Annotated in this window: 21 protein-coding genes; 2 read left to right on the plus strand and 19 right to left on the minus strand. The window is 71.4% G+C overall.

Going from position 1 to position 25,484, the window contains the following annotated elements:
• Window positions 1-309: 309 nt before the first annotated feature.
• The 19 genes from Pta02_RS32330 to pgsA all read right to left on the minus strand — a co-directional run bounded on the left by Pta02_RS32330 (window position 310) and on the right by pgsA (window position 21,408).
• Window positions 310-2,580 carry a RelA/SpoT family protein gene (locus tag Pta02_RS32330; protein ID WP_239131406.1) on the minus strand — a complete coding sequence of 757 codons (2,271 nt, stop codon included), beginning with the start codon at window positions 2,578-2,580 and terminating at the stop codon, window positions 310-312.
• A gap of 162 nt (window positions 2,581-2,742) precedes the next feature.
• Window positions 2,743-3,261: an adenine phosphoribosyltransferase gene (locus Pta02_RS32335; RefSeq protein ID WP_203878783.1), complete on the minus strand. Its 519-nt coding sequence runs from the start codon at window positions 3,259-3,261 to the stop codon at window positions 2,743-2,745.
• A gap of 141 nt (window positions 3,262-3,402) precedes the next feature.
• Window positions 3,403-4,437, minus strand: a complete 1,035-nt coding sequence (gene secF, locus Pta02_RS32340) for a protein translocase subunit SecF (protein ID WP_203878784.1) — start codon at window positions 4,435-4,437, stop codon at window positions 3,403-3,405.
• Window positions 4,437-6,158: a protein translocase subunit SecD gene (secD, locus tag Pta02_RS32345; RefSeq protein ID WP_203878785.1), complete on the minus strand. Its 1,722-nt coding sequence runs from the start codon at window positions 6,156-6,158 to the stop codon at window positions 4,437-4,439. Before secD ends, secF begins: the two co-directional genes overlap by 1 nt.
• An 83-nt stretch (window positions 6,159-6,241) precedes the next feature.
• The gene (gene yajC, locus Pta02_RS32350) at window positions 6,242-6,604 is read right to left on the minus strand and encodes a preprotein translocase subunit YajC (protein WP_203878786.1); all 363 of its coding nucleotides are present in this window, start codon (window positions 6,602-6,604) and stop codon (window positions 6,242-6,244) included.
• A 224-nt stretch (window positions 6,605-6,828) separates the two neighbouring features.
• Window positions 6,829-7,887: a Holliday junction branch migration DNA helicase RuvB gene (ruvB, locus tag Pta02_RS32355; RefSeq protein WP_203878787.1), complete on the minus strand. Its 1,059-nt coding sequence runs from the start codon at window positions 7,885-7,887 to the stop codon at window positions 6,829-6,831.
• A gap of 117 nt (window positions 7,888-8,004) precedes the next feature.
• The gene (gene ruvA / locus Pta02_RS32360) at window positions 8,005-8,625 is read right to left on the minus strand and encodes a Holliday junction branch migration protein RuvA (RefSeq protein WP_203878788.1); all 621 of its coding nucleotides are present in this window, start codon (window positions 8,623-8,625) and stop codon (window positions 8,005-8,007) included.
• Window positions 8,622-9,203, minus strand: a complete 582-nt coding sequence (gene ruvC, locus Pta02_RS32365) for a crossover junction endodeoxyribonuclease RuvC (protein WP_203878814.1) — start codon at window positions 9,201-9,203, stop codon at window positions 8,622-8,624. Before ruvC ends, ruvA begins: the two co-directional genes overlap by 4 nt.
• A gap of 112 nt (window positions 9,204-9,315) precedes the next feature.
• Window positions 9,316-10,593 (minus strand): cation:proton antiporter, encoded by a 1,278-nt coding sequence (locus Pta02_RS32370; protein WP_203878789.1) that lies wholly within the window; start codon window positions 10,591-10,593, stop codon window positions 9,316-9,318.
• A 207-nt stretch (window positions 10,594-10,800) separates the two neighbouring features.
• Window positions 10,801-11,553: a YebC/PmpR family DNA-binding transcriptional regulator gene (locus Pta02_RS32375; protein WP_203878790.1), complete on the minus strand. Its 753-nt coding sequence runs from the start codon at window positions 11,551-11,553 to the stop codon at window positions 10,801-10,803.
• A gap of 3 nt (window positions 11,554-11,556) precedes the next feature.
• A complete protein-coding gene (gene pdxT, locus Pta02_RS32380) occupies window positions 11,557-12,144 on the minus strand; it encodes a pyridoxal 5'-phosphate synthase glutaminase subunit PdxT (protein ID WP_275423635.1) in 588 nt (195 codons plus the stop codon).
• A gap of 173 nt (window positions 12,145-12,317) precedes the next feature.
• Window positions 12,318-13,799, minus strand: a complete 1,482-nt coding sequence (locus tag Pta02_RS32385) for an alkaline phosphatase D family protein (RefSeq protein WP_203878792.1) — start codon at window positions 13,797-13,799, stop codon at window positions 12,318-12,320.
• Between the two features lie 145 nt (window positions 13,800-13,944).
• Window positions 13,945-15,582 carry an alkaline phosphatase D family protein gene (locus Pta02_RS32390; protein WP_203878793.1) on the minus strand — a complete coding sequence of 546 codons (1,638 nt, stop codon included), beginning with the start codon at window positions 15,580-15,582 and terminating at the stop codon, window positions 13,945-13,947.
• 192 nt (window positions 15,583-15,774) lie between these two features.
• Entirely contained in the window at window positions 15,775-16,689 is a 915-nt protein-coding gene (gene pdxS / locus Pta02_RS32395) for a pyridoxal 5'-phosphate synthase lyase subunit PdxS (RefSeq protein ID WP_203878794.1), read from the minus strand.
• A gap of 182 nt (window positions 16,690-16,871) precedes the next feature.
• Entirely contained in the window at window positions 16,872-17,885 is a 1,014-nt protein-coding gene (locus Pta02_RS32400; RefSeq protein WP_239131399.1) for a DUF3048 domain-containing protein, read from the minus strand.
• 117 nt (window positions 17,886-18,002) lie between these two features.
• Window positions 18,003-18,542 carry a hypothetical protein gene (locus Pta02_RS32405; RefSeq protein WP_203878795.1) on the minus strand — a complete coding sequence of 180 codons (540 nt, stop codon included), beginning with the start codon at window positions 18,540-18,542 and terminating at the stop codon, window positions 18,003-18,005.
• Window positions 18,543-18,654: 112 nt separating this feature from the next.
• The gene (locus tag Pta02_RS32410) at window positions 18,655-19,782 is read right to left on the minus strand and encodes a glycosyltransferase family 4 protein (RefSeq protein ID WP_203878796.1); all 1,128 of its coding nucleotides are present in this window, start codon (window positions 19,780-19,782) and stop codon (window positions 18,655-18,657) included.
• On the minus strand, window positions 19,779-20,711 hold the full coding sequence (locus Pta02_RS32415; RefSeq protein WP_203878797.1) for a phosphatidylinositol mannoside acyltransferase: 933 nt from the start codon (window positions 20,709-20,711) through the stop codon (window positions 19,779-19,781). Before Pta02_RS32415 ends, Pta02_RS32410 begins: the two co-directional genes overlap by 4 nt.
• Before the next feature lie 79 nt (window positions 20,712-20,790).
• Window positions 20,791-21,408 carry a phosphatidylinositol phosphate synthase gene (gene pgsA, locus Pta02_RS32420; RefSeq protein ID WP_203878798.1) on the minus strand — a complete coding sequence of 206 codons (618 nt, stop codon included), beginning with the start codon at window positions 21,406-21,408 and terminating at the stop codon, window positions 20,791-20,793.
• Window positions 21,409-21,620: 212 nt separating this feature from the next.
• Between pgsA and Pta02_RS32425 the strand changes: the two genes are divergently transcribed.
• Both Pta02_RS32425 and Pta02_RS32430 read left to right on the plus strand, forming a co-directional pair.
• A complete protein-coding gene (locus Pta02_RS32425) occupies window positions 21,621-23,750 on the plus strand; it encodes an elongation factor G-like protein EF-G2 (RefSeq protein WP_203878799.1) in 2,130 nt (709 codons plus the stop codon).
• Between the two features lie 125 nt (window positions 23,751-23,875).
• On the plus strand, window positions 23,876-25,471 hold the full coding sequence (locus Pta02_RS32430) for a glycoside hydrolase family 10-like protein (RefSeq protein WP_203878800.1): 1,596 nt from the start codon (window positions 23,876-23,878) through the stop codon (window positions 25,469-25,471).
• The last annotated feature ends 13 nt before the right edge of the window (window positions 25,472-25,484 follow it).

The following is a 25,484-nucleotide window of genomic DNA, read 5'->3' on the forward strand; positions in this document are numbered from 1 at the left end:
CCCGCTGTTGATCGCCGAGCATCCCGGTCGCCGATCGCCGACGATCATGGACTGGCTGTCGGAGGCATCCGTCCGGCTGTCGTACGGCGCAGCTCGGGTGGGCGGCACCCGGCCCGCCACGGACGCGCCTCGCGGGCAGGCCCGGCTCCTGGCCGGACACACCTCACTCACGGGCCGGGCCCGCCACCTGGGCAAACGCACCTCACGGGCGGGTCCGACCACCCGGCGTGCACCGCCGTAGCCGCTGTCAGCCCCTGGGCGCGTCCCGCCCGGCCCGTCCGTTCGATGCCGTGGTGCGACGGCGGGGCGTCAGCCTCCGGCGCCGCTCACGCGGTAGACGTCGTAGACGCCCTGGATGTTGCGCACGGCCTTCAGCACGTGGCCCAGGTGCTTGGGGTCGCCCATCTCGAAGGTGAACTTGCTGATCGCGACCCGGTCGCGGGACGTCGTCACCGACGCCGACAGGATGTTCACGTGCTGGTCGGACAGGGTCCGGGTGACGTCCGACAGCAGGCGGGGGCGGTCGAGCGCCTCGACCTGGATGGCGACCAGGAAGACCGAGTCGTCACCGGGTGACCAGGCCACCTCCACCAGGCGGTCGGGCTCGGACTTCAGCTGCTCCACGTTGGGGCAGTTGGTGCGGTGCACCGACACGCCGTGCCCGCGGGTGACGAAGCCGACGATGTCGTCGCCGGGCACCGGGGTGCAGCAGCGCGAGAGCCGTACCCAGACGTCGGAGTCGCCGGCGACGACCACGCCCGCGCCGCCCCCGCCGCGGGGACGGCCGCGCAGCTTGGTCGGGACCGCGGCCTCGGCGATGTCCTCCTCGGCGCTCTCCACGCCGCCCAGGGACTGCACCAGCTTCTGCACGACCGTCTGCGCGGCCGTGTGGCCCTCTCCGACGGCCGCGTAGAGCGAGGAGACATCCGGGTAGCGCAGGTCCCTGGCGAGCGCCAGGAGGGACTCTCCGGACATCAGGCGCTGCAGTGGGAGCCCCTGCTTGCGCATGGCCCGGCCGATGGCCTCCTTGCCCGCCTCGATCGCGGTCTCGCGGCGCTCCTTGGAGAACCACTGGCGGATCTTGTTGCGGGCCCGGCCGGACTTGACGAACTTCAGCCAGTCGCGGGACGGGCCGGCGTCCGGCGACTTGGAGGTGAAGATCTCGACGGTGTCGCCGTTGCCCAGCCGGGACTCCAGCGGCACCAGCCGCCCGTTGACCCGGGCGCCGATGCAGCGGTGGCCGACCTCGGTGTGCACGGCGTAGGCGAAGTCGACCGGGGTCGCGCCCTCGGGCAGGGCGATCACCTGCCCGCGCGGGGTGAAGACGTAGACCTCCGAGACCGACAGGTCGAACCGGAGCGACTCCAGGAACTCGCCCGGATCGGCGGTCTCCTTCTGCCAGTCGAGCAGCTGGCGCAGCCAGGCCATGTCGCTGGCCGGCTTCAGCTTCGCCCCGCCCGGACCGGAGGTGGTCATGTCCTCCTTGTACTTCCAGTGCGCGGCCACGCCGTACTCGGCCCGGTGGTGCATGCCGTGCGTGCGGATCTGCAGCTCCACGGGCTTGCCCTCGGGACCGATCACCGTGGTGTGCAGCGACTGGTACATGTTGAACTTGGGCATCGCGATGTAGTCCTTGAACCGGCCGGGCACCGGGTTCCATCGCGCGTGGATCGTTCCGAGGGCGGCGTAGCAGTCGCGGACCGTGTCGACCAGGACGCGGATGCCGACCAGGTCGTAGATGTCGTCGAAGGCGACGTCCCTGGCGATCATCTTCTGGTAGACCGAGTAGTAGTGCTTGGGACGGCCCTTGACCTCGGCGCGGATCTTGGCCTCGTGCAGGTCGGCCGAGACCTTCTCGATGACCTCCTGCAGGAACAGGTCCCTGCGCGGGGCCCGCTTGGAGACCATCCGGGCGATCTCGTCGTAGCGCTTGGGGTAGAGCATGGCGAACGCGAGGTCCTCCAGCTCCCACTTGATCGTGTTCATGCCCAGCCGGTGGGCCAGCGGGGCGAAGATCTCCAGCGTCTCGCGGGACTTCTGCTGCCGCTTGTGCTCGGGCAGGTAGCGCATGGTGCGCATGTTGTGCAGCCGGTCGGCCAGCTTGATGACCAGCACCCGGATGTCGCGGGACATCGCCACGACCATCTTGCGCACGGTCTCGGCCTGGGCGGCGTCGCCGAACTTGACCTTGTCGAGCTTGGTGACGCCGTCGACCAGCAGGGCGATGTTGTCGCCGAAGTCCGCGCGCAGCTCGTCCAGGCTGTAGGCGGTGTCCTCGACGGTGTCGTGCAGCAGCGCGGCGCACAGCGTCTCGTCGTCGGTGCCGAGCTCGGCCAGGATCGTCGCCACGGCCAGCGGGTGGGTGATGTAGGGGTCGCCGCTCTTGCGCTTCTGGTCACGGTGGTGGTAGGCCGCCACGTCGTAGGCGCGCTCGATCAGCCGCAGGTCCGCCTTCGGATGGGTCGCGCGGACCGTGCGGAACAGCGGCTCAAGCACCGGGTTCATGGCGCCACCCCATTGCCCCCCAAAGCGGGCGATCCTTCGCCGCACCGCCGGTTTCTCTTCGGTGGCTCCGGACATGGCGGAACCGGCATCGCCTGCCGGGACGGTCATGTCGGGACCGCCACCGCCGGCGGTCACGTCGGGCACGACCACATCACGGGGCACTCAGACTCCTCACGTTCGAGTCCAGATCCCTCAGTGTATCCAGACCGGCCCGGATCGTTGCCCGCCAGGGGGTAATCAGACGATCACCAGGGGGTGCAGCTCGACGCCGTCGAGCCGGTCGCGACCCTTGAGGAAGGACAGTTCCATGAGCACGGCGACGGCGACGACCTCGGCGCCCGCCCTGCGGACCAGCTCCACCGCCGCGCGCGCCGTGCCTCCGGTGGCCAGCACGTCATCGACGATGAGGACGCGCTCGCCGGGGGTGAAGGCGTCCCGGTGAACCTCGATGGTGGCGGAGCCGTACTCTAGATCGTATGACGCCTCGAGCGTCTCCGCGGGCAGTTTGCCCTTCTTCCGCATCGGGACGAACCCGGCGCCGGCCTTGTAGGCCGCCGGCGCGGCCAGGATGAACCCGCGGGCCTCGATGCCGACGATCTTGTCGACGGAGTGCAGTCCCGCCAGCTCGTCCGTCACGGCGGCGAACGCCCCGGGGTCGGCCAGCAGCGGGGTGATGTCCTTGAACAGGATCCCCGGCTTCGGATAGTCGGGCACGTCGCGGATCCGGTCCCGGATCAGCCGGCTCAGGTCACTCATGGTCACATCCCTGCTGGAGAACGCCGATCGGGGCGCGTCCCGCGGAGCCGTCCCGCTCCGCGGGACGTGCCCCGGGGAAACCGTCCGAGAAAACGCCTCCGCTCCCCTGTGCGGAGAGCGGAGGCATCGTCTTCACCGGATCTACTTCTTCTTGCGCTTCTCGTCGGCCGTGGTGCCGGTGGAGGCGCCGGCCGTCACCGGCTGGCGTCCGCCCTTGGCGCCCGTCCCGCCGCCGGTGGCGGCGAGCCTGCGGGCGATCGCCTGGTAGCGCGGCTCGCGCTCCTTCAGCGTCACCAGCAGCGGGGTCGCCACGCACAGCGAGGAGTAGGTGCCGACGATCATGCCGACGAACAGTGCCAGCGACAGGTCCTTCAGCGTGCCCGCGCCGAACAGCGTGGTGCCGATGAACAGGATCGCCGCCACCGGCAGGATCGCCACCAGGGTGGTGTTCAGCGACCGGATCAGCGTGTGGTTCAGCGCGTCGTTGGCGGCCTGGGTGTAGGTGACCTTGGAGGTCGTGCCGAGCTTGGCGGTGACCTCCTTGATCATGTCGAACACCACGACCGCGTCGTACAGCGAGTATCCGAGGATCGTCAGGAAGCCCAGCAGGGTCGCCGGGGTGACCTCGAACCCGGACCAGGCGTAGACGCCCGCGGTGATCACCAGGTCGTGGATCAGCGCGACGATGGCGGCCAGCGCCATCTTCCACTCGAAGGCCATCGTCAGGTACAGGATGATCGCCAGCATGAAGACGATCAGGCCGACGATGGCCTTGTCGGCGACCTGACCACCCCAGGAGGCGCCGATCACCTGGACGGTGACGTCGTTCTGCTGGATGCCGAACTTCTGGGCGGTGGCCTTCTGCACCGTGGTCACCCGGTCGGCGGGCAGGCTGTCGGTGGTGACCCGCCAGCCGTTGTTGGTCTCCTGCACGATCGCCTGGTGCGCGCCGGCACCCAGGACGGTGGTGCGGACCTGCTCGATCGAGGCCGAGGGGGCCTTGAAGGAGAAGACGGAGCCGCCCTTGAACTCCACGCCGAGGTTGAGCCCGTTGATGATCAGGCCCGCGATGGACACCAGGAGCAGGAGGGCGGACAGGCCGTACCAGAGCTTCTTGCGCCCGACGAAGTCGACGTTGACCTCGCCCCGGTACAGGCGGCTAACGAGGCCGGCCATCATGCCTCCTGGGAAACGGTCTTGGGGCCGCCGACCGGCTGGACGCTCATGCGCTCGGCGTCCAGGCCGGAGAGCGGGTGCCCCTTGGCGAAGAACTTCAGGCGGGCCAGCAGTGCGATGAACGGCTTGGTGAACACGAACACCACGACGATGTCGATCAGGGTGGTCAGGCCCATCGCGAACGCGAACCCGGCCACACCGCCGACCGCCAGGAAGTACAACACTACGGCGGCGATGAACATGACCGCGTCGGCGATCAGGATCGTACGGCGGGCGCGGACCCAGGCGACCTCGACGGCCGCGCGCAGCGAGCGGCGGCCCTCCTTCATCTCGTCGCGGATTCGCTCGAAGTAGACGATGAACGAGTCCGCGGTGATACCGATCGAGACGATCAGGCCGATGATGTGCGGCAGCGACAGGCGGAAGCCCGCGAAGTGACCGAGCAGCACCACCGACTGGTAGGTCAGGATCGTGGCGACCCCGAGGCTCAGCACCGAGACGACGCCCAGGCCGCGGTAGTAGAGCATCGAGTAGACGACCACCAGGGCCAGGCCGATCGCGCCGGCGATGAGACCGCCGCGGAGCTGGTCGGCGCCCAGGGTCGAGGAGACCTCCTCGATCGAGCTCTTCTCGAACTTCAGCGGCAGCGCGCCGTACTTGAGCTGGTTGGCCAGCTCGGTGGCGGTGACCTGGGTGAAGCTGCCGGAGATCTGCGCCCGGCCGCCGGTGATGGGCTCCTGGATGACCGGGGCGGAGATGATCACGCCGTCCAGGACCATGGCGACCTGGTTGCGCGGGGCCTGGGAGTTGAAGGCCGTCGTGGTGACCTTCGACCACTGCTGCGGGCCGTCGCCCTTGAAGGAGAGCTGGACGAGCCACTCGCCGGTGCTCTGCTCCTGGCCCACGGAGGCGCTGTCGATCGCGGTGCCGGTCACGGCCGCCTTGTCGAGGACGTACTTGGCGCTGCCGTCGTCGCTGCAGCCGACGAACTGCTTGTTCGGGTCGTCCTGGGCGCCCTGGCCGCGGTCCTTCTTGGAGCAGTCGAGGGCCTGGAACTCCTTGAGCACGGCGGGGTCGATGCCGGTGGGGTCGACGCCCGCCATCGGGTCCTCGGTCGGCAGGACGCTCGGCTGCGCCGACGGAGCGGCGCTGCCGCTCGGCTCGGCGGACGGCGCGGCGCTGCCGCTGGGCTTGGCCGAGGAGGCGGGGCTCGGGTCGGTCAGCGCCGAGGACAGGCCACGGCCGGCCGGCGTGCCGCTCGGGCTCGGCTGAACGGTCGCGGAGGGCTTCGGCGTGCTCTGGCGGGCCTTACCGGTGGCCGTGGGCGAGGCGGAGGGCGTCGGCGCCTGGGTGGGCATCTCGCCCGGAGGCGTGGGCGCGCCCGCCGCGATCGCCAGCACCTGGCGGAAACGCAGCTCCGCGGTCGTGCCGACCAGCTTGACGACTTCCTCCTGTCCCGCTCCCGGGACGGAGATGATGATGTTGTCACCGGCTTTGGCGACCTCGGCGTCGGAGATGCCCGTGCCGTTCACCCGCTCCCGGATGATGTTCACGGCCAGGTTGATGCTCTCCTCGGAAGGAGCGCTCCCGTTCGGCGTGATGGGCTGCAGCGTCACGGTCGTGCCGCCGGCGAGGTCGAGGCCATACTCCGGGGTGTACGCCTTGCTCAGGAGCATCACCCCGCCCATGGCGAGAATGAGCGCCACGAGCAGCAGGAGCATGCGCCCCGGTCTGCTCTGGCCGCTGGTCGGTCGGGCCACTGGTCGTCAGTTCTTTCGGCTATAGAGGATTGTCGGCGAGGTGGTCAGGACTTCTTGGTGGCGGAGTCCTGGTCCTCGCCCTGCTGCTCGGCGGTCTCCGTCACGTCCTCGACGGCCTCGGGGGTGGTGTCCTCGGCGTCGTCGACCGGGGTCAGCACCCGTCCGATCGCGGCCTTGACCCAGCGGGTCTCGACACCGGGGGCGATCTCCAGGACCACGTCGTCGGCGTCGATCGCCACCACGGTCGCGAAGAGACCCGTCGTGGTCATGATGCGCGTCCCCGGAACGAGGGAGTTCTGCATCTGCACCTGCTCCTGCTGCCGCTTGCGCTGCGGGCGGATGAGCAGGAAGTAGAACACCACGACCATTAGAGCGATCATGATAAGGCTTGAGTAGTTGCCGCCCATGGGGCCGCTCCTTCACTTAAGAAACCGGCCTGGCGCCGGACGTCGAATACGGCCACGCCGCTCAGCACGTCAGCCTACACAGCCAGCCAAGCCACGGAGTTTAGGCGAGCTGTTCGGAGCGCGGCAACGAAGTCACGATCTGGCGCGCGGGGAAGTTCCCGTTTTGAGATGGTTGTCACCGATCCGTGATGGACTCCATACGATCGCGGCGGAAAAAGGCGAGGTCAAGGGTCCTCGTCCTGACCGGCCAGATCGGCCGCCACCGAGGCGCCGAAGGCGTCGGGCGGCGGGGTCAGCCCCATGTGGATCCACGCGGCGGCCGTGGCGACCCTGCCCCGCGGGGTCCGGGCCAGTAAACCCTGGCGGACGAGGAACGGTTCGGCGACCACCTCCACCGTCTCCGGCTCCTCCCCCACGGCGACGGCGAGCGTGGACAGGCCCACCGGGCCGCCGCCGAACCTGCGCAGCAGCACGCCCAGCACCGCCCGGTCGAGCCGGTCCAGACCCTGGGCGTCGACCTCGTAGAGGTTCAGAGCGGCCGCGGCCACCTCCTTGGTGATGACCCCCTCGGCCCGGACCTCGGCGAAGTCGCGCACCCGGCGCAGCAGCCGGTTGGCGATGCGGGGCGTGCCCCGGGAGCGCCCGGCGATCTCGCGGGCCGCGTCGCCGGGCAGCTCCAGCCCGAGCAGCCGCGAGGAGCGGTGCAGCACCTGCTCCAGTTCCCCGGCCTCGTAGAAGTCCATGTGGGCGACGAAGCCGAACCGGTCGCGCAGCGGCGCGGGCAGCAGCCCGGCCCGGGTGGTGGCGCCGACCAGGGTGAACGGGGCGATCTCCAGCGGGATCGCGGTCGCGCCCGGCCCCTTGCCCACCACGATGTCGACGCGGAAGTCCTCCATCGCCAGGTAGAGCATCTCCTCCGCCGGACGGGCCATCCGGTGGATCTCGTCGATGAACAGGACCTCGCCCTCCGAGAGGGTCGACAGGATCGCCGCGAGGTCGCCGGCCCGTTCCAGGGCGGGGCCGGAGGTGATGCGGAGCGGCACTCCCAGCTCCGTCGCGATGATCATGGAGAGGGTCGTCTTGCCGAGCCCCGGGGAACCGCTCATCAGGACGTGGTCCGGCGGGCGGTTGCGGCGCAGCGCGCTGTGCAGCACCAGTGAGAGCTGCTCGCGCACCCGCGCCTGACCGATGAACTCCTCCAGCCGCTTGGGCCGCAGCGCCGCCTCGATCAGCCGCTCGTCGCCCTCGGCCTCGGCCGACACCAGATCGCGTTCCGAACCCACCTCAGCCCGCCTTCACCCGGACGGGAGCGCGCTTCCCGCGGCGCCCGTCGCCTGCTTCCCGCAACCCCCGGCCCGCGGGAGTCCTCCGGTCCGGCCGGTCCGCCCGGCGCGTCCTGCTCATCGCAGGCTCAGCGTCCGCAGCGCCGCCTTCAGCAGCACCGCCACCTGCGGGGTGCGCCCCTCGGCCAGCTCGGCGTCGGCCTGCGGGCTCACCGCGGCGACGGCCTCGTCGGCGTCCTTGGAGGAGTAGCCCAGGCCGACCAGGCCGGAGTGGACCTGCTCGCGCCAGGGGGAGACGACCGCGCGGCCGTTGAGCGCGGCGTTGACCGCCTCCTCGGGGGCGCCCAGCTTGTCCTTGAGGTCCACGATGATCCGCTGCGCGCCCTTGGGGCCCACGCCGGGGACCCGGGTCAGCGCCTTGACGTCGGCGCTCGCCACGGCGACCCGGAGCGTGTTCGGCGTGTGCACGGCGAGCATCGCCAGCGCCACCTTGGGCCCGACCCCGCTGGCGCCCTGCACCAGCTCGAAGACCCGGCGCTCGTCGTCGTCGGCGAAGCCGTACAGGGTGAGGGAGTCCTCGCGGACCACCAGGGAGGTGGCCAGCCGGGCCTCCTCCCCCACGCGCAGCGTCGCGAGCGTGGCCGGTGTGCAGTGCACCAGCACGCCGATCCCCCCGACCTCGACGACCGCCCCGTCGGGCGCGATCGCGGTCACCTGTCCCCGTACGGAGGCGATCACTGCTTTCTTCCTCTCGAATATCCGGCGCGGTCGCGGAAGTAGGCCGCCGCGGTCGTGCCCGGCCCCGCGGCCGCGCGGGCCGCCGCCTCGGCCAGGCGGTTCTGCACACCGCCCCGCCACACGTGGCAGATGGCCAGGGCGAGGGCGTCGGCGGCGTCGGCGGGCTTGGGCATGGCGTCCAGCCGGAGCAGCTTGGTCACCATGGTGCCGACCTGCTGCTTGTCCGCCGTGCCGCTGCCGGTGATCGCGGCCTTGACCTCCGAGGGGGTGTGCAGCGCGACGGGGAGCCCCCGCCGCGAGGCGCACAGGATGGCCACGGCCGAGGCCTGCGCGGTGCCCATGACGGTCCGGAGGTTGTGCTGGGCGAAGACGCGCTCCACGGCCACGGCGTCGGGCCTGACCTCGTCGAGCCACTGCTCGATCCCGGCCTCGACGGCCACCAGCCTGGCCCCGATCCCGTCGTCGGGGGAGGTGCGCACGACCCCCACCTTGACCAGGCTCAGCGGCGCGCCGGGCCGTCCCTCGACCGCCCCGAGCCCGCACCGGGTCAGCCCCGGGTCGACCCCCATCACCCGCAGCTCGGGCACCCGCACTGACCTGCCTCCCACCCGCCGAACACCTGTTCGGTGCCCGACTCTACCGCCTGCGGACGGCACGCGCATGGAGCACGGCGGCAGTTCCGGCCCGGCCTCACAGATGCTGGGTGGCGGGCTCGCCGCTGGTCTTCTCGGCCGCGCGGGCGCGCATCCGGTCCAGCCTCGCCATCACCGGCGTCGCGGTGACGCCGTGCAGGACCACCGAGACCAGCACCGTGAAGCCCACCACCGCCCACAGCTCGCGGGCGGGCACGCCGAAGTCCGCGTGGCCCAGGGCGTAGGCCAGGTAGTACAGCGAGCCGATCCCCCGGATCCCGAAGAAGGCGATCACGCCCCGCTCGCGGGGGCCCGCCCGGCCGCCGAGCTGGCCCAGCCAGCCGGTCAGCGGCCGGACCACCAGGAGCAGCAGCAGCCCGGTCACCGCCCCCTGCCAGGTGAGCCAGGCCAGGCCGCCGCCGGCCACGAACCCGCCCAGCAGCAGGATCAGCCAGGCGGTGAGCAACCGCTCGATCTGCTCGATGAAGCCGTGCAGCACGCCGTTGTAGCCGTGGGTGCGCTCGGCGGCCCTGATGGTGCACGCGGTGACGAACACCGCGATGAACCCGTACCCCTGCACCAGCTCGGTGAGGCCGTAGGCCAGGAAGGTCGCGGCCAGCGCGACGAAGCCCTCGCGGTGCTCGGCCAGCCGCAGGTCGGGGCGCTGGGCGCGGAAGAACATCCGGCCCAGCGCCTTGCCGGCCAGCAGGCCGACGAGCACGCCCATGCCGCACCGGTAGAGCAGGTCGACCAGCGCCCACTCCCCGGCCCACGCCGAGCCCCCGGCCAGGGCCATCGCGATGGCGGCGTAGACGAGCGGGAAGGCCAGGCCGTCGTTGAGCCCGGCCTCCGAGGTGAGGGCGAAGCGCACCTCGTCGTCGGCCTTCTCGGAGTCGACCGGCTCGCCGACCTGGACGTCGGAGGCGAGCACCGGGTCGGTCGGGGCGAGCACGGCCCCCAGCAGCAGGGCCGCGGCCACCGGCCAGCCCAGCAGGCCGTGGGCCGCGACGGTGACGGCGCCGACGGTCAGGAGCATGGTCACGCCCAGCAGGCGCCAGGTCGAGGACCACCTGCGCCGGCCGAAGGGCCGGTTGATCGCCAGCCCCGCGCCCATCAGCGAGATGATCACGCAGATCTCGGTGATGTGCTCGACCGCCGCCCGCTGGGTGACCGGGTCCAGCCGGGGCAGGCCGATCGGCAGGATGTAGAGGAGGATTCCGCCCAGCAGGCAGGCCAGCGGCAGCGAGAAGGGCCGCCGCTTGAGCACCCGCGGCAGGATGGCCGCCAGCAGGGCGCCCACGCCCGCCACCGCGAAGATCAGATCCGAGTTGCCCATGATCCCGCGCACATACCCTCGGACTCCTCCGGCATACCCGGACACCGAGGGCGTTTCACGGCCCGGTCCGCATGCCGTACGCACGGGGCGCCCGGCACCCCGCCCGGCGCGGCGGGGCGTGCCCGCACCGGGCCCCGCGCACGCCTGCCGCCCGGATCCCGCAGGGGGCCTCCCCTTCCCGGGCCGGGCGGCGGGTGTGACCCCGGATCAGGCGTCGAGCTTCTCCAGGACCTCGTCGGAGACGTCGGCGTTCGACCAGACGTTCTGGACGTCGTCGCTGTCCTCCAGCGCGTCGATGAGCCGGAACACCTTGCGGGCGCCGTCCTCGTCGAGCTGGATGTTCATGGTCGGCATGAAGCCGGACTCGGCCGAGTCGTAGTCGATCCCGGCGTCCTGCAGGGCCTTGCGGACCGGGACGAGGTCACCGGCCTCGGAGACGACCTCGTAGGCCTCGCCGAGGTCGTTGACCTCCTCGGCACCGGCGTCGAGGACGGCCGTCAGCACGTCGTCCTCGCTCAGCTCGCCCTTGGGCACGATCACGACGCCCTTGCGGTTGAACATGTAGGAGACCGAGCCGGGGTCGGCCAGGGAGCCGCCGTTGCGGGTCAGCGCGACGCGGACCTCGGAGGCCGCCCGGTTGCGGTTGTCGGTGAGGCACTCGATCAGCACCGCGACGCCGCCGGGCGCGTAGCCCTCGTACATGATGGTCTGCCAGTCGGCGCCGCCGGCCTCCAGGCCGCCGCCGCGCTTGCGGGCGCGCTCGATGTTGTCGATCGGGACCGAGCTCTTGCGCGCCTTGGTGATGGCGTCGTACAGCGTCGGGTTGCCGTCCGGGTCGGGACCTCCGGTCCGGGCCGCGACCTCGATGTTCTTGATGAGCTTGGCGAACAGCTTGCCGCGCTTGGAGTCGAGCGCGGCCTTCTTGTGCTTGGTCGTCGCCCATTTGGAGTGGCCCGACATCGGCTAAAGCTCCCTAACCATCTCAACGAAGTATGAATGCACGCCCGCGTCCGGAGTGAGTTCCGGGTGGAACGACGTGGCGAGCAGCGGTCCCTGGCGGACCGCGACGATCCTATCCCCAGCTTCGGCCAGCGCCAGCACCTCGACCTCCGGCCCGACGGATTCGACCCAGGGGGCGCGGATGAACACCGCGCGCAGCGCGCCGCGGCCGGCGAAGTCGATGTCGGCCTCGAAGGAGTCGACCTGACGCCCGAAGGCGTTGCGGCGGACCGTCATGTCGATGCCGCCGATGGTCTGCTGTCCTTCGATGCCGCCCTGGATCCGGTCGGCGAGCATGATCATGCCCGCGCAGGATCCGTAGGCGGGCATGCCGTTCTTGACCCGCATCCGCAGCGGTTCGAGCAGGTCGAAGGTCTCGGCGAGCTTCCACATCGTGGTGGACTCCCCGCCGGGGATGACCAGTCCGTCGACGGCATCGAGCTCGGCGGGCCGCCGTACGGGCACCGCCTTCGCGCCCGCCTCCTCCAGCGAGCGCACATGCTCGCGCACGTCCCCCTGGAGGGCGAACACACCGATCGTGGGCACGGTCATCCTTTCGTCCGGCTCGTCATATTCGCCTTAGAGGGTAGTCCCTGCTGTTCAACGTGCCGGACATTCGTCTTCATCCCCCCGCAATCCCCCGAATCGCAACAGGGCGGCAGCCGTACGGCCACCGCCCCGCGCCCACGCCCGCCCGTCCGCCGGGGACGGCCGGTCTCCTCCCGTCAGGGACGCCCGGTCTCCAGGTCCACCGTCTCCTGGATCTGGTCCTCCGGCGGCAGCATCCTGGCCTGGGGGTCGAGCGGGCGCAGGTATGTCTGCTGCACGCCCGGCACCCGGTCCTCGATCACGAACGTCGCCCTGGTGTGCGCCGCCGCACCCGCCCGGGTGACCTGGGGCAGCACCTTGAAGTCGGCGGTGAGCAGCTCGCGCTCGACCTTCGTGATCACATAGCCGCGCTGGTTGTTGTAGAACTTCAGGTGCGGGTTGACGGTCAGGAACGGGTGGGTCGCCGGGTCGGAGTCCCGGCCGTCGCCGCCGGTGCTGATCGAGGAGGTGACCAGCTCCGAGCCGACCGTGCGGGTCGTCGGGTCGTCGTAGTCGAGCTTGAGGTCACTGGCCCAGTGGGCGTGCACGTCGCCGGTGAGCACCACCGGGTTGCGCACCCCCGCCTCCACCCACCCCTGCGTGATGCGCTGGCGGGAGGCGACGTAGCCGTCGCCGCACCCCTGGTCGCTGCGGTACTGCCGGGTGTCGAGCATGTGGAAGGCGGCCAGCCGCCCCCACCGGATCCGCCGGTAGAGCTGCATGTCGATCCCCCTGGGCACGGACGCGCGGCGCAGCGGCATGTTCTCGTAGTAGGCCCGGAAGGCGGCCTCGCGGCGGGCCGGGAAGTTCGGCTGCGGGATCTCGGGCTTCTCCGGCACCTCGTCGGCCCAGTTGTTGTCCAGCTCGTGGTCGTCCCAGACCACCAGCCAGGGCGCGGCGGCGTGGGCGGCCTGCAGGTCGGGGTCGGTCTTGTAGAGGGCGTGCCGGTGGCGGTAGTTCGCGAGGGTCTCGGTCTCCGGGCCCTCGTGGTGACGGACGTTGCCGCCGGGGATCGTGTAGGTGTCGCGCTGGTACTCGTACTGGTAGTCGCCCAGGTGGATCACCAGATCCGGGTGCTCCTCGGCCAGGCGCCGGTAGGCGGTGAAGTGGCCGTGCTCGTACTGCGCGCACGAGGCGAAGGCCATCGTCAGGCCGGAACCGTAGGCCAGCGGGTGCGGGGCGGTCCTGGCCCGGCCCATGGGCGAGACGTGCGGGCCGACCCGGAAGCGGTACCAGTAGTCCCGGTCGGAGAAGAGCCCGTCGACCTCGACGTGCACGCTGTGCCCCCACTCGGGCGCCGCCGTGGCCACGCCGTGCCGCAGGACCTTGCGGCCCGCCTCGTCGGCGTAGACCTGCCAGTGGACCCGGAACGGCCGCGCGGGCACGCCCCCCATGCCGTCCTCGGCCAGCGGCTGCGGCGCCAGCCGGGTCCAGATCACGAAGCCGTCGGCGTCGGGGTCGCCCGAGGCCACTCCGAGCGTGAAGGGATCGGAGGTCAGTTCCCGGGAGGGGCGGGAGCCGCCCGCCGGTCCGGACGCGGCGTGCGCGGCGGGGACGCCGGCCGCGGCACCGGCCGCGATGCCGGTGACGAGGAACGAACGGCGGCTGAGCTGGGACAAGGGGGCCTCCCGGGAGGATCAGACGCGGGCCCCCGTAGCCTCGCCGAGGATCGTGACAGGGGGATGAACTCCGATCAACGTGGAAAGTCAGCATCCGCGGTGAATATCGCCTTCCACCCGGCCGGCCGCGCGCCGCACGACGTGATCAGACCTGCTCCTCCGCGGCGGCCTGCGCGGCCCGGTCGTCGAGCGGGCGCAGGTAGGCCTGCCGCACACCGGGGATCCCGTCCTCGAGGAGGAACCTCGCCCTGGTGTACGCCCGGGCGCCCGGCCGCGTCACCTGCGGCAGCACTTTGAAGTCCGCGCTGAGCAGGCCGCGCCCGATCCTGGTGAGCACGTAGCCGCGCTGGTTGTTGTAGAACTTCAGGTGCGGGTTCGCGGCCAGGAACGGATGGGTCGCCGGGTCGGAGTCGCCGCCGTCGCCGCCGGTGCTGATCGAGGAGGTCACCAGCTCCGCTCCGACCGTCTGCGCCGCCGGATCGTCGTAGTCGAGCCTCAGGTCGCCGGCCCAATGGGCGTGCACGTCGCCGGTGAGCACCACCGGGTTGCGCACCCCGGCGTCCAGCCAGCCCTGGGTGATGCGCCGCCGGGAGGCGACGTAGCCGTCCCAGGCGTCCTGACTGGTGATCTTCGCCGGCCCGGTGTCGCTGTCGCGCTGGGCGAAGAAGACCTGCTGGCCGATGAGGTCCCACCGCGCCCGCGAGCGGCGCAGGCCCCGCAGCAGCCAGCGCTCCTGCTCCCCGCCGATGATCGAGCGGGCCGGGTCCGCGGCCTCCGGGCAGTCGCGGTAGCCGTCCCCGCAGGCCTGGTCGCTGCGATATTGACGGGTGTCGAGCATGTGGAAGGCGGCCAGCCGCCCCCACCGGATCCGCCGGTAGAGCTGCATGCCCGTACCGCGCGGGACGGAGCGGCGGCGCAGCGGCATGTTCTCGTAGTAGGCCCGGAAGGCCGCCCTGCGGCGCCTGCGGAAGTGGGGCTGGGGGACGCCCGGCCGCTCCGGCACCGCGCCCGCCCAGTTGTTGTCCAGGTCGTGGTCGTCCCAGACCACCAGCCAGGGCGCGGCGGCGTGGGCGGCCTGCAGGTCGGGGTCGGTCTTGTAGAGGGCGTGCCGGTGCCGGTAGTCGGCGAGGGTCTCGGTCTCCGGCCCGTCGTGCAGGCGGACGCTCCCTCCGGGGATGACGTAGCCGCCGGCGCGGTGCTCGTACTGATAGTCGCCCAGGTGCAGGATCAGGTCGGGCTGCTCCTCGGCCAGGCGCCGGTAGGCGGTGAAGTAGCCGTGCTCGTACTGCGCGCACGAGGCGAAGGCCATCGTCAGGCCGGAGCCGTACGACGTCCGGTGCGGAGCGGTCCTGGCCCGGCCCATCGGGGACAGGTGACGGCCCGCCTTGAAGCGGTACCAGTACTCCCGGTCGGCCCGCAGCCCGTCGACCTCGACGTGCACGCTGTGCCCCCAGGCGGGCGCCGCCGTCGTCTCGCCGCGCCGTACGACCCGGCGGCCCCTCTCGTCGGCGTAGATCTGCCAGCGCACGGAGAACGGCCGCGCGGGCATGCCTCCCCTGCCGTCCTCGGCCAGCGGCCGGGGCGCCAGCCGGGTCCAGATCACGAACCCGCCGGGACCGGGGTCGCCGCAGGCCACCCCGAGCGTGAAGGGATCGGTGCGCAGGCGCGCGGCCGGGACCGCGGCGGGAAGACCCGTGACGGCGGCCGCGCCCGAGACCGTGGCGGTCCCGGCGAGACCGGCGATCCCGGTGACGAGGAAGGAGCGCCGGGTGAGCAGGGGCATGGGGTTCGTCCTCCCGGAGCGATCGGGGCGCAGGCGCCGGCGGCTTCGGGAGGTGACGACAGTTGAGCGGAATTTCCGGACACGTCAAAGGCGGCGCCCCCGTGGGGGCGCCGCCTTTGACGGAATCTTTCTGCGGACCTGATCTTCCTGCGGGCTCGGCCTTTCCAGGGGCCCGGCGGGTACGGCCTCCGGCTACCAGCCGCGCTCGGCCAGGCGGTGCGGGACCGGGATCTCGTCGACGTTGATGCCGACCATGGCCTCGCCCAGACCGCGGGAGACCTTGGCGATGACGTCGGGGTCGTCGTGGAAGGTGGTGGCCTTGACGATGGCGGCGGCGCGCTGGGCCGGGTTGCCGGACTTGAAGATGCCCGAGCCGACGAACACGCCCTCGGCGCCGAGCTGCATCATCATGGCGGCGTCGGCCGGGGTGGCGATGCCGCCCGCGGTGAACAGCACGACGGGCAGCTTGCCGGTCTTGGCGACCTCGGCCACCAGCTCGTACGGCGCCTGCAGCTCCTTGGCCGCGACGTACAGCTCGTCCTCGGGCAGGGAGGACAGCCGGCGGATCTCGCCGCGGATGGTGCGCATGTGGGTGACGGCGTTGGAGACGTCGCCGGTGCCCGCCTCGCCCTTGGAGCGGATCATGGCCGCGCCCTCGGTGATGCGGCGCAGCGCCTCGCCCAGGTTGGTCGCGCCGCAGACGAAGGGCACGGTGAACTGCCACTTGTCGATGTGGTTGGCGTAGTCGGCCGGGGTGAGGACCTCGGACTCGTCGATGTAGTCGACGCCGAGCGACTGAAGCACCTGCGCCTCGACGAAGTGGCCGATGCGGGCCTTGGCCATGACCGGGATGGAGACGGCGCCGATGATGCTCTCGATCATGTCCGGGTCGCTCATCCGGGAGACGCCGCCCTGCGCCCGGATGTCGGCGGGCACGCGCTCCAGCGCCATGACGGCGACGGCGCCCGCGTCCTCGGCGATCTTTGCCTGCTCCGCGGTGACGACGTCCATGATGACGCCGCCCTTGAGCATCTCGGCCATACCGCGCTTGACCCGGGCGGTTCCGGTGACGGTGGTCTCGGTGACTTCGGGCGTGCTGCTGGACACGGTCTCTACCTCACGACGGCTGGTTGCTGCGGATCGGGGCCGACCGGGAGAACGGCGGCCACCACGTTCTTCATCGTAGGCGGTCGTCCGCCTATTCCCTTACATGCCACCTTGTCGCGCTCGCCCGCCCATGTTGGACATCATGTACGGCTCGGCGGCCGGGCGCGGGACGTCAGGGGGGCTCAGGGGATGACGGGCTTGGGCGCGGCCAGCACGACCCAGACCTGTCCGGGGGCGAAGTTCATCGGCTCGCCGCTCTCGGTGGTGAAGACGGTGCCCTCCTTCTCCGTCGGCCGCGACCACCGCGCCTTGAACGCCTGGCCGTCGCGGAGCACGACCGCGCGTCCCTTGCCGGTGGTGTGCACCAGGGGCGTGTAGCTCTGGTTCTTGTCGTGGAACTCCGAGCGCTCGGTCTTGGCGTACTGCACGACGATCGTGGGGGCGGCGAGCTGGCCGCCCTCGGCGGCCATGTCCTTCTTGCCGTCCTGCCAGATCAGCCACTTGCCGGCCTTCTCCGACCAGCCGAAGGTGAAGCGGGCCGCCGGATACTTGACGTTGAAGAACTTCCTGGGCGTCCCGCCCTCGGCGGGGGCCTCCCCGAAGGTGAAGCCGACGTCCTTGGCCCTGCTCGCCTTGGGCGCCCCGGCCAGCAGCTGCTTGGTGTTGGCGAACAGGTTGTAGGGGGCGTAGCGGCCGGGCTGGCGGAAGTAGGCGCCGGGGGCGCGGCTGTCGGAGACGTCGAACAGCGAGGCGGCCGCGATGTGCGGGAGCATCTTGGTCTGCGCGCCGGAGTAGGCGAAGGCGGGCTTGCCGAACTGCGGGACGATGTGCAGATCGGAGATGCGGGCGCTGCGGACCGGGCCGACCTTGGCGGGGATCTTCGAGGAGAAGATGGCCATCAGCCGGGTCAGTCCCGCCTCGACCTGCTCGACGTACACGATGTCCGCGCTCTTGAGGCCGAGCTGGGGTTTGCCCGCCGAGGTGTTCTCGATCTTCACCGCGAGCACGGGCCGGCGGGCCGAGCCGGGCAGCCCGGTGAAGGGGTGGGTCGGCTGCTCGGCGGTGGGGGTGGCGGCGGGGGCGGTGGCCGCCTGCGGGGCCTTGCCCGGGGCGGGATCCTCGGACGAGCAGGCCGCGGCCGGCGCCAGAACCGCCGCTCCGGCCAGCGTGACGGTGAGCATCCTGGGGACCCGCACGGCTCATCTCCTCATATCAAGCCTGAAATCCCCAAGAGCTTACCTTCGCCCGAGTTGTCGCATACGCGGGTTCGGCCAGGTCGCCGAACCCGTGCGGGCGGACCCGGCCCGGACGGCCTACTCGGCGGCCATCGCCGACGGGGGGTCGTCGTCGATCTCGAAGAAGTCCGGGTAGGCGGTGTGCCCGGCCAGCCGCAGGGTGCGGGCCAGCCAGCGCCGCTGGGCGGAACGGGCGACGCCGACGGCGTTGTTGTAGAAGCGGCGGGCGTAGACGACCTTGGCCACCGCCGCGTCGAGCTCCTCCAGCAGTTCCGGACCGGCCTCGGTCTCGGCCAGCTTCTCGCGGAAGCGCTCCTGGTCGAGCACCGCGCGCAGGGTGCGCGACAGGTCGCTCTCGGCGTGCTCGCGTTCCTCGGGGCCCGCCGTACGGGCCTCGTGGGCGGCGGCGGCCAGCACCAGGCTGGTGGCCGGGTCCAGGATCCGGGAGGCCGCCAGCTCCAGGCAGACGGCGGCCCGCCGTACCAGCGCCGCGTCCAGGGACTCACGGGCCAGCTCCAGCCGGATGTGCAGCCGGTCCAGCCGGCCCGCCCGCCAGGAGACGTAGACGGCGGTGAGCACCACGATCACGCCCACCACCAGGATCAACGTTGCGCTCACGGCCTATCGTCCTCCACCGGCCGCGTTCGCAGTGCCGCCGTGCCCATGACTCGCCCGTTCCGTTCGCTCACGGCCTGTCGTCCTCCGCCGGCCGCGTCCGTGGCCCGCTCGCTCACGGCCTGTCGTCCTCCTCGACCCCGCCCGTGCTCGCCACCGTCTCGTAGACGCGTACGACGTCGCGCGCGACCGTGGACCAGTCGTACTTCCACACCGCGGTGCGGGCCTCGTCGGACAGCTTGGCCCGGCGGGCGGGGTCGTCCAGCAGCGCCGCGGCCTCGCGGGCGAGCGAGGCGGCCTCGCCCGTCTCGAACAGCGCGCCGGCCTGGCCGTCGTCCAGGACCCTGCGGAAGGCCGGGATGTCGCTGGCCAGGATCGCCGCCCCGGCCGACATCGCCTCGGTGAGCACGATGCCGAAGCTCTCCCCGCCCAGGTTCGGCGCGCAGAAGACGTCCACCGAGTGGTAGGCGCGGACCTTGTCCTCCTCGCTGACCATGCCGAGCAGGCCGACCCGGTCGCGGAACTGCGCGGGGACCTTCTCCATCACCTCGTCGGCGTCGCCCGGACCGGCGATCAGCAGGCGCAGCTCCGGCCGCTCCGGCGCCAGCAGCGCGAAGGCCTCCAGCAGCACGGGCAGGCCCTTGCGCGGCTCGTCCATCCGGCCCAGGAAGCCGATCACCTCGCCCTCGTCCCAGCCGGGCAGCGGCTCGGCCTCGGCGTAGCGGCCGACCGTCACCCCGTTGGGGATCAGCACGGCGTCGCCGCCCATGTGCTCGACGAGGGTCTTGCGCGCGGCGTCCGACACCGCGATCCTGCCGGTGATCTTCTCGACGGCGCTCTGCAGGACCGGCGCCGAGACCGACAGCGCCCGCGATCGCTGGTAGGAGGCGTGGAAGGTGGCCACGATCGGCCCCTTGGCCGCCCAGCAGGCCAGGACGCCCAGACTGGGCACGAACGGCTCGTGCACGTGGAGCACGTCGAAGCGGCCCTCGCGGATCCACCGGCGCACCCGGTTGGCCGACAGGAACCCGAACGCCAGGCGCGCCACCGACCCGTTGTAGGGGACGGGCACGGCCCGGCCGGCCGGGGTCACGTAGAAGGGCAGCGGCGCGTCGTCGGCGGCCGGCGCGATCACCTCGACCTGGTGGCCGTCCGCGATGAGCGCCTCGGCGAGGTCGCGGATGTGCGCCTGGACGCCGCCCGGCACATCCCACGTGTACGGGCAGACGATGCCGACCCTCATCGCTCGCTCGCCGGCCTGGGCTCCAGGTCCTCCAGCCACAGGCGCTGGAGCATGTGCCAGTCCTCCGGATGCTCGGAGATGCCCTTCTCGAAGGCGACGGCCAGGCTCTGCAGGACGACGGCCGTCTTCTCCTGGCGGGTGCCCTCGGCGGGGACCTCGATCTCCTCGGCGATCTCCAGGCCCCAGTCGCGGCCGTTGAAGTACGGCAGCGCGGGCAGCAGGGCGGCGCCGGTGTGCACGGCCAGCAGCGCCGGGCCCGCCGGCATGCGGGTGGCGGCGCCGAAGAACTGCACCTCCACCCCCTTGGCGGTCAGGTCGCGCTCGGCCGGCAGGGCCACCGCCCGGCCGGCGCGCAGCCGCTGGGCCAGCGTGCCGAAGTTGTGGCCGTCGCCCCCGGTCAGCGGGAGCACCTCCATGCCGAGCCCCTCGCGGAAGGCGGTGTAGCGGCGGAACAGCGACTCGGGCTTGAGCCGCTCGGCCACGGTCGTGAACGGCACCCCCGAGGCGCCGACGAGCCAGGCGCCCGCCTGGTCCCAGTTGCCCATGTGCGGCAGGGCCAGCACCACACCGCGCCGCCCCTCGCCGAGGTTGTCGAAGATCCGCTCCGCACCGGTGACGTGCATGCGGGCCACGACCTCCTGCCTGGGGATGGACGGCAGGCGGAAGACCTCGTGGAAGTAGCGGAAGTAGGAGCGCATGCCGGCGCGGCTCAGCTCCCGGATCGCCGGGTCGTCGGGCGAGGTCCCCTTGACCCGGGCGAGGTTGGCCTCCAGCCGGAGCACCGACTTGCCGCGGCGCTTCCACAGCCGGTCGGCCGCGGCGTCGAAGCCCCGGGCGGCCAGGCGTTCGGGGATGCGGGGGACGATCGCCCAGCCCGCGCCGAACCCGGCCGCGACGAGACGATCCTGCAGGGACGGCTTGTCGCTCATGCGCCCTCCTTCGTCGGTCGCCTGACCAAGATGCTGTGTCTACTGATGATCTCGACAAGCTCGATCATGGCTCTCCCGGTCAGCGGAGGGGTCGGGGCGGGACGGAGGCCGCCTGGCGGCGGACGTGCAGGAGTCGCTGGACGACCGTGACCGCGCTGGCGACGGCCAGCAGCCACAGTCCCACGGGCAGGATGTACGGCACACCGAGGCCGGACAGGCCGATCGAGACCAGGCCCACCACCAGGCGCTCGGGCCGCTCGGCGAGGCCGACGTCGCACGTCAGGCCCAGGCCCTCGGCCCTGGCCTTGACGTAGGACACCAGCGCCCCGGCCACGAGGCAGAACAGCGCCACCCCGGCCAGCACCATCTCGTCGCTCACGACGAACCAGAGCAGGATCCCCGAGAAGATCGCGGCGTCGCCCACCCGGTCGAGGGTCGAGTCGAGGAAGGCTCCCCAGACGCTGCCGGGCCCCGTCATCCGGGCCATGACGCCGTCGAGGAGGTCGGCCAGCACGAAGAAGGTGATCACCATCGTGCCCGCGAACAGCTGGCCCCGGGGATAGAAGAACAGTGCCGCCGCGACCGTGCCCAGCGTGCCCGCCGCGGTGATCGCGTCGGGGCCGATGCCCCGCCTGACGAGCGCCCTGCCCAGGGGGGTCAGGACTCGGGTGACGGCGGGGCGCAGAAGTTTCAGCATCGCGCTACTGATCGTAGGCCAACCCGCCACCGGACGCGCGTCCGGCGTCATCCGGCGCCGATACGGCCAGCCCCCTTGTGATATTCGCCACATGGGTATTTGGTGAACACACCGCGTCCTAGCGGTGTCCGGACGCGGCAGCGGACCCGAGGGCGTGGCCGCGTGCGACCGCGCCCTCGCGACGACCCCCATGCAACGACACGGGAGGCGAGATGGCGGAAAGAACGACAGGCGCTGCGGGAGCCGCCGGCAGGGCACCTATGGCCGACCGGCCTGACATGGTGCGCAATGTGGTGCTGGTCGGCCATTCGGGAGCGGGCAAGACGACCCTGGTCGAGTCGCTCCTGGCGGCGACGAAGACGATCCAGCGGACCGGCAGGATCGAGGACGGGACCACCGTCAGCGACTTCGACGAGGTCGAGATGCGCCAGCAGCGCTCGGTGAACCTCACTGTGGCCCCGGTCGTCCACAACGACATAAAGATCAATTTCCTGGACACGCCCGGATACGCCGACTTCGTCGGCGACCTGCGCGCGGGCCTGCGGGCGGCCGACGCGGCGCTGTTCGTCGTCTCGGCGGCCGAGGGCATCGACGGCCTGACCAGGATGCTGTGGGAGGAGTGCGCGGCGGTCGGCATGCCCCGCGCGGTCGTGATCACCAAGATCGACCACCAGCGGGCCGACTTCGAGGAGGTCCTCACCGTCTGCCAGGACGCCTTCGGCGACGGTGTGGCGCCGCTCTATCTCCCGGTGGTGACCAACGGCAAGGTGAACGGCCTGATCGGGCTGCTGTCGCAGAAGTTCTACAACTACGCCACCGGCACCCGGACCGAGAACGCGCCCGGCCCCGACTACCAGAGCCAGATCGAGGAGCACCGCGACGCCCTGATCGAGGGGATCATCCAGGAGAGCGAGGACGAGTCCCTCATGGACCGCTACCTCGCCGGCGAGCAGATCGACACCAAGGTGCTCATCGACGACCTGGAGAAGGCCGTCGCGCGCGGCGGCTTCTACCCGGTGCTGGCCGCCGGGACGGGCGTGGGCGCGACGGAGATCCTGGAGCTCGTCACGCAGGGCTTCCCCTCGCCGATGGAGCACCCCATGCCGGAGATCACCACGATCGACGGCAAGCCGGTCTCCGGCATCGCCTGCGACCCCGAGGGCCCGCTCGTCGCCGAGGTCGTCAAGACCACCAGCGACCCCTACGTGGGCCGCATCAGCCTGGTCCGCGTCTTCTCCGGGACGCTGCGGCCGGACATGACCGTGCACGTCTCCGGGCACGGCCTGGCCGACCGCGGGCACGAGGACCACGACGTCGACGAACGCATCGGCGCCCTGTCGTCCCCGCTGGGCAAGGTCCAGCGGGCGGCGGCCAAGTGCGTGGCCGGCGACATCGTCGCGGTGGCCAAGCTCTCCCGCGCCGAGACCGGCGACACCCTCTCCGACAAGGAGAACCCCCTGCTGATGACCGCGTGGACGATGCCGGAGCCGTTGCTGCCGGTGGCGATCCAGGCCAGGTCCAAGGCCGACGACGACAAGCTCGGCCAGGCGCTGAACCGTCTCACCGCCGAGGACCCGACCCTGCGGCTGGAGAACAACGCCGAGACCAAGCAGCTGGTGCTCTGGTGCATGGGCGAGGCCCACGCCGACGTGCTGCTGGACCGGCTGAGCAAACGGCACGGCGTCGAGGTCGAGAAAATCGACCTGCGGGTGCCGCTACGCGAGACCTTCGGCGGCAAATGCCAGGTGATGGGCCGCAACGTCAAGCAGACCGGCGGTCACGGCCAGTACGCCATCTGCCATCTGGAGGTCGAGCCCCTGCCCTCGGGCGGGGGTTTCGAGTTCGTGGACAAGATCGTCGGAGGGGTGGTGCCGCGCCAGTTCATCCCGTCGGTGGAGAAGGGCGTGCGCACCCAGATGACACGCGGCGTGGTCGCCGGATATCCGATGGTGGACATCCGCGTGACGCTCTACGACGGCAAGGCCCACTCGGTCGACTCCTCCGACATGGCCTTCCAGATCGCCGGGGCGCTCGCGCTCAAGGAGGCCGCCGCCAAGGTGTCGACGCTGCTGCTGGAGCCGGTCGACGAGGTGGCGGTGCTGGTCGCCGACGACTACGTCGGCTCGGTGATGTCCGACCTGTCCTCACGCCGGGGCCGCGTCCTCGGCACCGAGCCGGTCGGCGTCGGGCGCACCCTGGTCCGGGCCGAGGTGCCCGAGTTGGAGATCACCCGCTACGCGATCGACCTGAGGTCCATGTCGCACGGCACCGGGACCTTCCAGCGCACTTTCCTGCGCTACGAACCACTCCCCTCTCATCTGGTCGACAAGGTGACCGGCTGACTCCCGGCGGGAGGCGCGGGCCCGTGCCCCACGTCTCCCGCCAGTCACACCTGTCACAGTGACATCACAGAACCATTTCGTTCTTTCGGCCAAAGCATCACGAAGCCGATGCCACACTGAGGACCATGCGCACCGGACGACCTCTGATCGCAGCCGCCGCCCTCGCCGCCTTCACCGCCGCAGCCGCCTACACCTTCGGACCGGGCGCCGGGGCCGCCAAGCCGTCGCGGGGAGAGGCCGACGAGGCCATGACCACGACCGAGGCGGTCGCCGCCGCGGCCTCATGCCCGATCGACCCGAGGTTCCCCAAGCGGCAGCTGCGCGGCGTCTGGATCGCGACCGTCAACAACATCGACTGGCCCTCCCGCAAGGGCCTGGCGCCCGACCGGCAGCAGGCCGAGTACGTCAAGCTCCTCGACGCCGCGGCCAAGCGCCGGTTCAACGCCGTGTTCGTCCAGGTGCGCCCGGCCTCCGACACCTTCTACCGCTCCTCTCTGGAGCCGTGGTCGAAGTTCCTGACCGGTACGGCGGGCAGGGACCCCGGCTGGGACCCGATGCCCTTCCTGATCTCCGAGGCCCACAAGCGCGGCCTGGAGTTCCACGCCTGGTTCAACCCCTACCGCGCGGCCTACGACACGAACCTGGGCGAGCTGCCCGCCTCCCACCCCGCCCGGGTCCACCCCGACTGGGTCGTCAAGCACGAGGGGCGCCTCTACTACAACCCGGGCCTGCCCGCGGTCCGCGACCACGTCACCGAGGTCATCAAGGACGTGGTCAAGCGCTACGACGTCGACGGCGTGCACTTCGACGACTACTTCTACCCCTACCCCGGCGGCGGCAAGAAGTTCGCCGACGGCGCCGCCTTCGCCCGGTACGGCGGGGAGATGAAGCTGGCCGACTGGCGCCGCGCCAACGTCAACAAGCTCGTCGCCCAGGTCGACAAGGCCGTGCACGCGACCAGGAAGCGGGTGAAGTTCGGCATCAGCCCGTTCGGCATCTGGCGCAACACCTCCAACGATCCCGCCGGGTCGGCCACCAGCGGCATGTCCGCCTACGACTCGATCTACGCCGACGCCCGCCACTGGATCCGCGAGGGCACCGTCGACTACGTCATGCCGCAGCTGTACTGGCCGCGCGGCTTCCGCGTCGCCGACTACAACGTGCTGGCGCCGTGGTGGGCCAAGCAGGTCAGGGGCACCGGCGTGCACCTGTACATCGGCCAGGCCCTCTACCGGGTCGGGGCCAAGGACACCCCCGCCTGGACCAAGCCCGGCGAGCTGCCCGGCCACCTCACCCTGAACCGCAAGTACCCCGAGATCCGCGGCGACGTCTACTTCAGCGCCAAGCAGCTGCTGTCCAACCCCCTGCGGGTGATGGACCGCATCGTCGCCGGCCAGTACTCCCGTCCGGCGATGCTGCCGCTGATGAAGGGCCTGGAGGGCAACGCCCCCGACCGGCCGGGCAACGTCCGGGTCCAGGGCGCCAACCTGCTGTGGAAGTCGTCGCAGGGCGCGCGTCACTACGCGGTGTACCGGGTCGTCTCGGGCCGGGCGGACTCGTGCGCCGTCGCCGACGCCCGCAACCTGGTCGCGATCGTGCGCGACAACGGCGAGACCCGCCAGTCCTTCGCCCTGCCGGCGGGCGCCCGCGGGACCTACCTGGTCTCCGCCCTGGACGGCCTGCACAACGAGAGTCCCGCGACCAAGGCCGCGCTTCCCTAGGGTTTCCCCCCGG

Source organism: Paraplanobispora takensis, from assembly GCF_016863195.1.
In the GTDB taxonomy this organism is placed as follows: Bacteria; Actinomycetota; Actinomycetes; order Streptosporangiales; family Streptosporangiaceae; genus Planobispora; species Planobispora takensis.

Excerpts from the sequence above, each read along its gene's own strand:
- pgsA (WP_203878798.1), bottom strand. The coding sequence starts at position 21,408 with ATGCTGAAACTTCTGCGCCCCGCCGTCACCCGAGTCCTGACCCCCCTG.
- yajC (WP_203878786.1), bottom strand. The coding sequence starts at position 6,604 with ATGGGCGGCAACTACTCAAGCCTTATCATGATCGCTCTAATGGTCGTG.
- Pta02_RS32430 (WP_203878800.1), top strand. The coding sequence starts at position 23,876 with ATGCGCACCGGACGACCTCTGATCGCAGCCGCCGCCCTCGCCGCCTTC.
- pdxT (WP_275423635.1), bottom strand. The coding sequence starts at position 12,144 with ATGACCGTGCCCACGATCGGTGTGTTCGCCCTCCAGGGGGACGTGCGC.
- Pta02_RS32390 (WP_203878793.1), bottom strand. The coding sequence starts at position 15,582 with ATGCCCCTGCTCACCCGGCGCTCCTTCCTCGTCACCGGGATCGCCGGT.
- Pta02_RS32415 (WP_203878797.1), bottom strand. The coding sequence starts at position 20,711 with ATGAGCGACAAGCCGTCCCTGCAGGATCGTCTCGTCGCGGCCGGGTTC.
- Pta02_RS32330 (WP_239131406.1), bottom strand. The coding sequence starts at position 2,580 with ATGTCCGGAGCCACCGAAGAGAAACCGGCGGTGCGGCGAAGGATCGCC.
- Pta02_RS32375 (WP_203878790.1), bottom strand. The coding sequence starts at position 11,553 with ATGTCGGGCCACTCCAAATGGGCGACGACCAAGCACAAGAAGGCCGCG.
- Pta02_RS32335 (WP_203878783.1), bottom strand. The coding sequence starts at position 3,261 with ATGAGTGACCTGAGCCGGCTGATCCGGGACCGGATCCGCGACGTGCCC.
- secF (WP_203878784.1), bottom strand. The coding sequence starts at position 4,437 with ATGGCCGGCCTCGTTAGCCGCCTGTACCGGGGCGAGGTCAACGTCGAC.
- Pta02_RS32370 (WP_203878789.1), bottom strand. The coding sequence starts at position 10,593 with ATGGGCAACTCGGATCTGATCTTCGCGGTGGCGGGCGTGGGCGCCCTG.
- Pta02_RS32410 (WP_203878796.1), bottom strand. The coding sequence starts at position 19,782 with ATGAGGGTCGGCATCGTCTGCCCGTACACGTGGGATGTGCCGGGCGGC.
- secD (WP_203878785.1), bottom strand. The coding sequence starts at position 6,158 with ATGCTCCTGCTGCTCGTGGCGCTCATTCTCGCCATGGGCGGGGTGATG.
- Pta02_RS32425 (WP_203878799.1), top strand. The coding sequence starts at position 21,621 with ATGGCGGAAAGAACGACAGGCGCTGCGGGAGCCGCCGGCAGGGCACCT.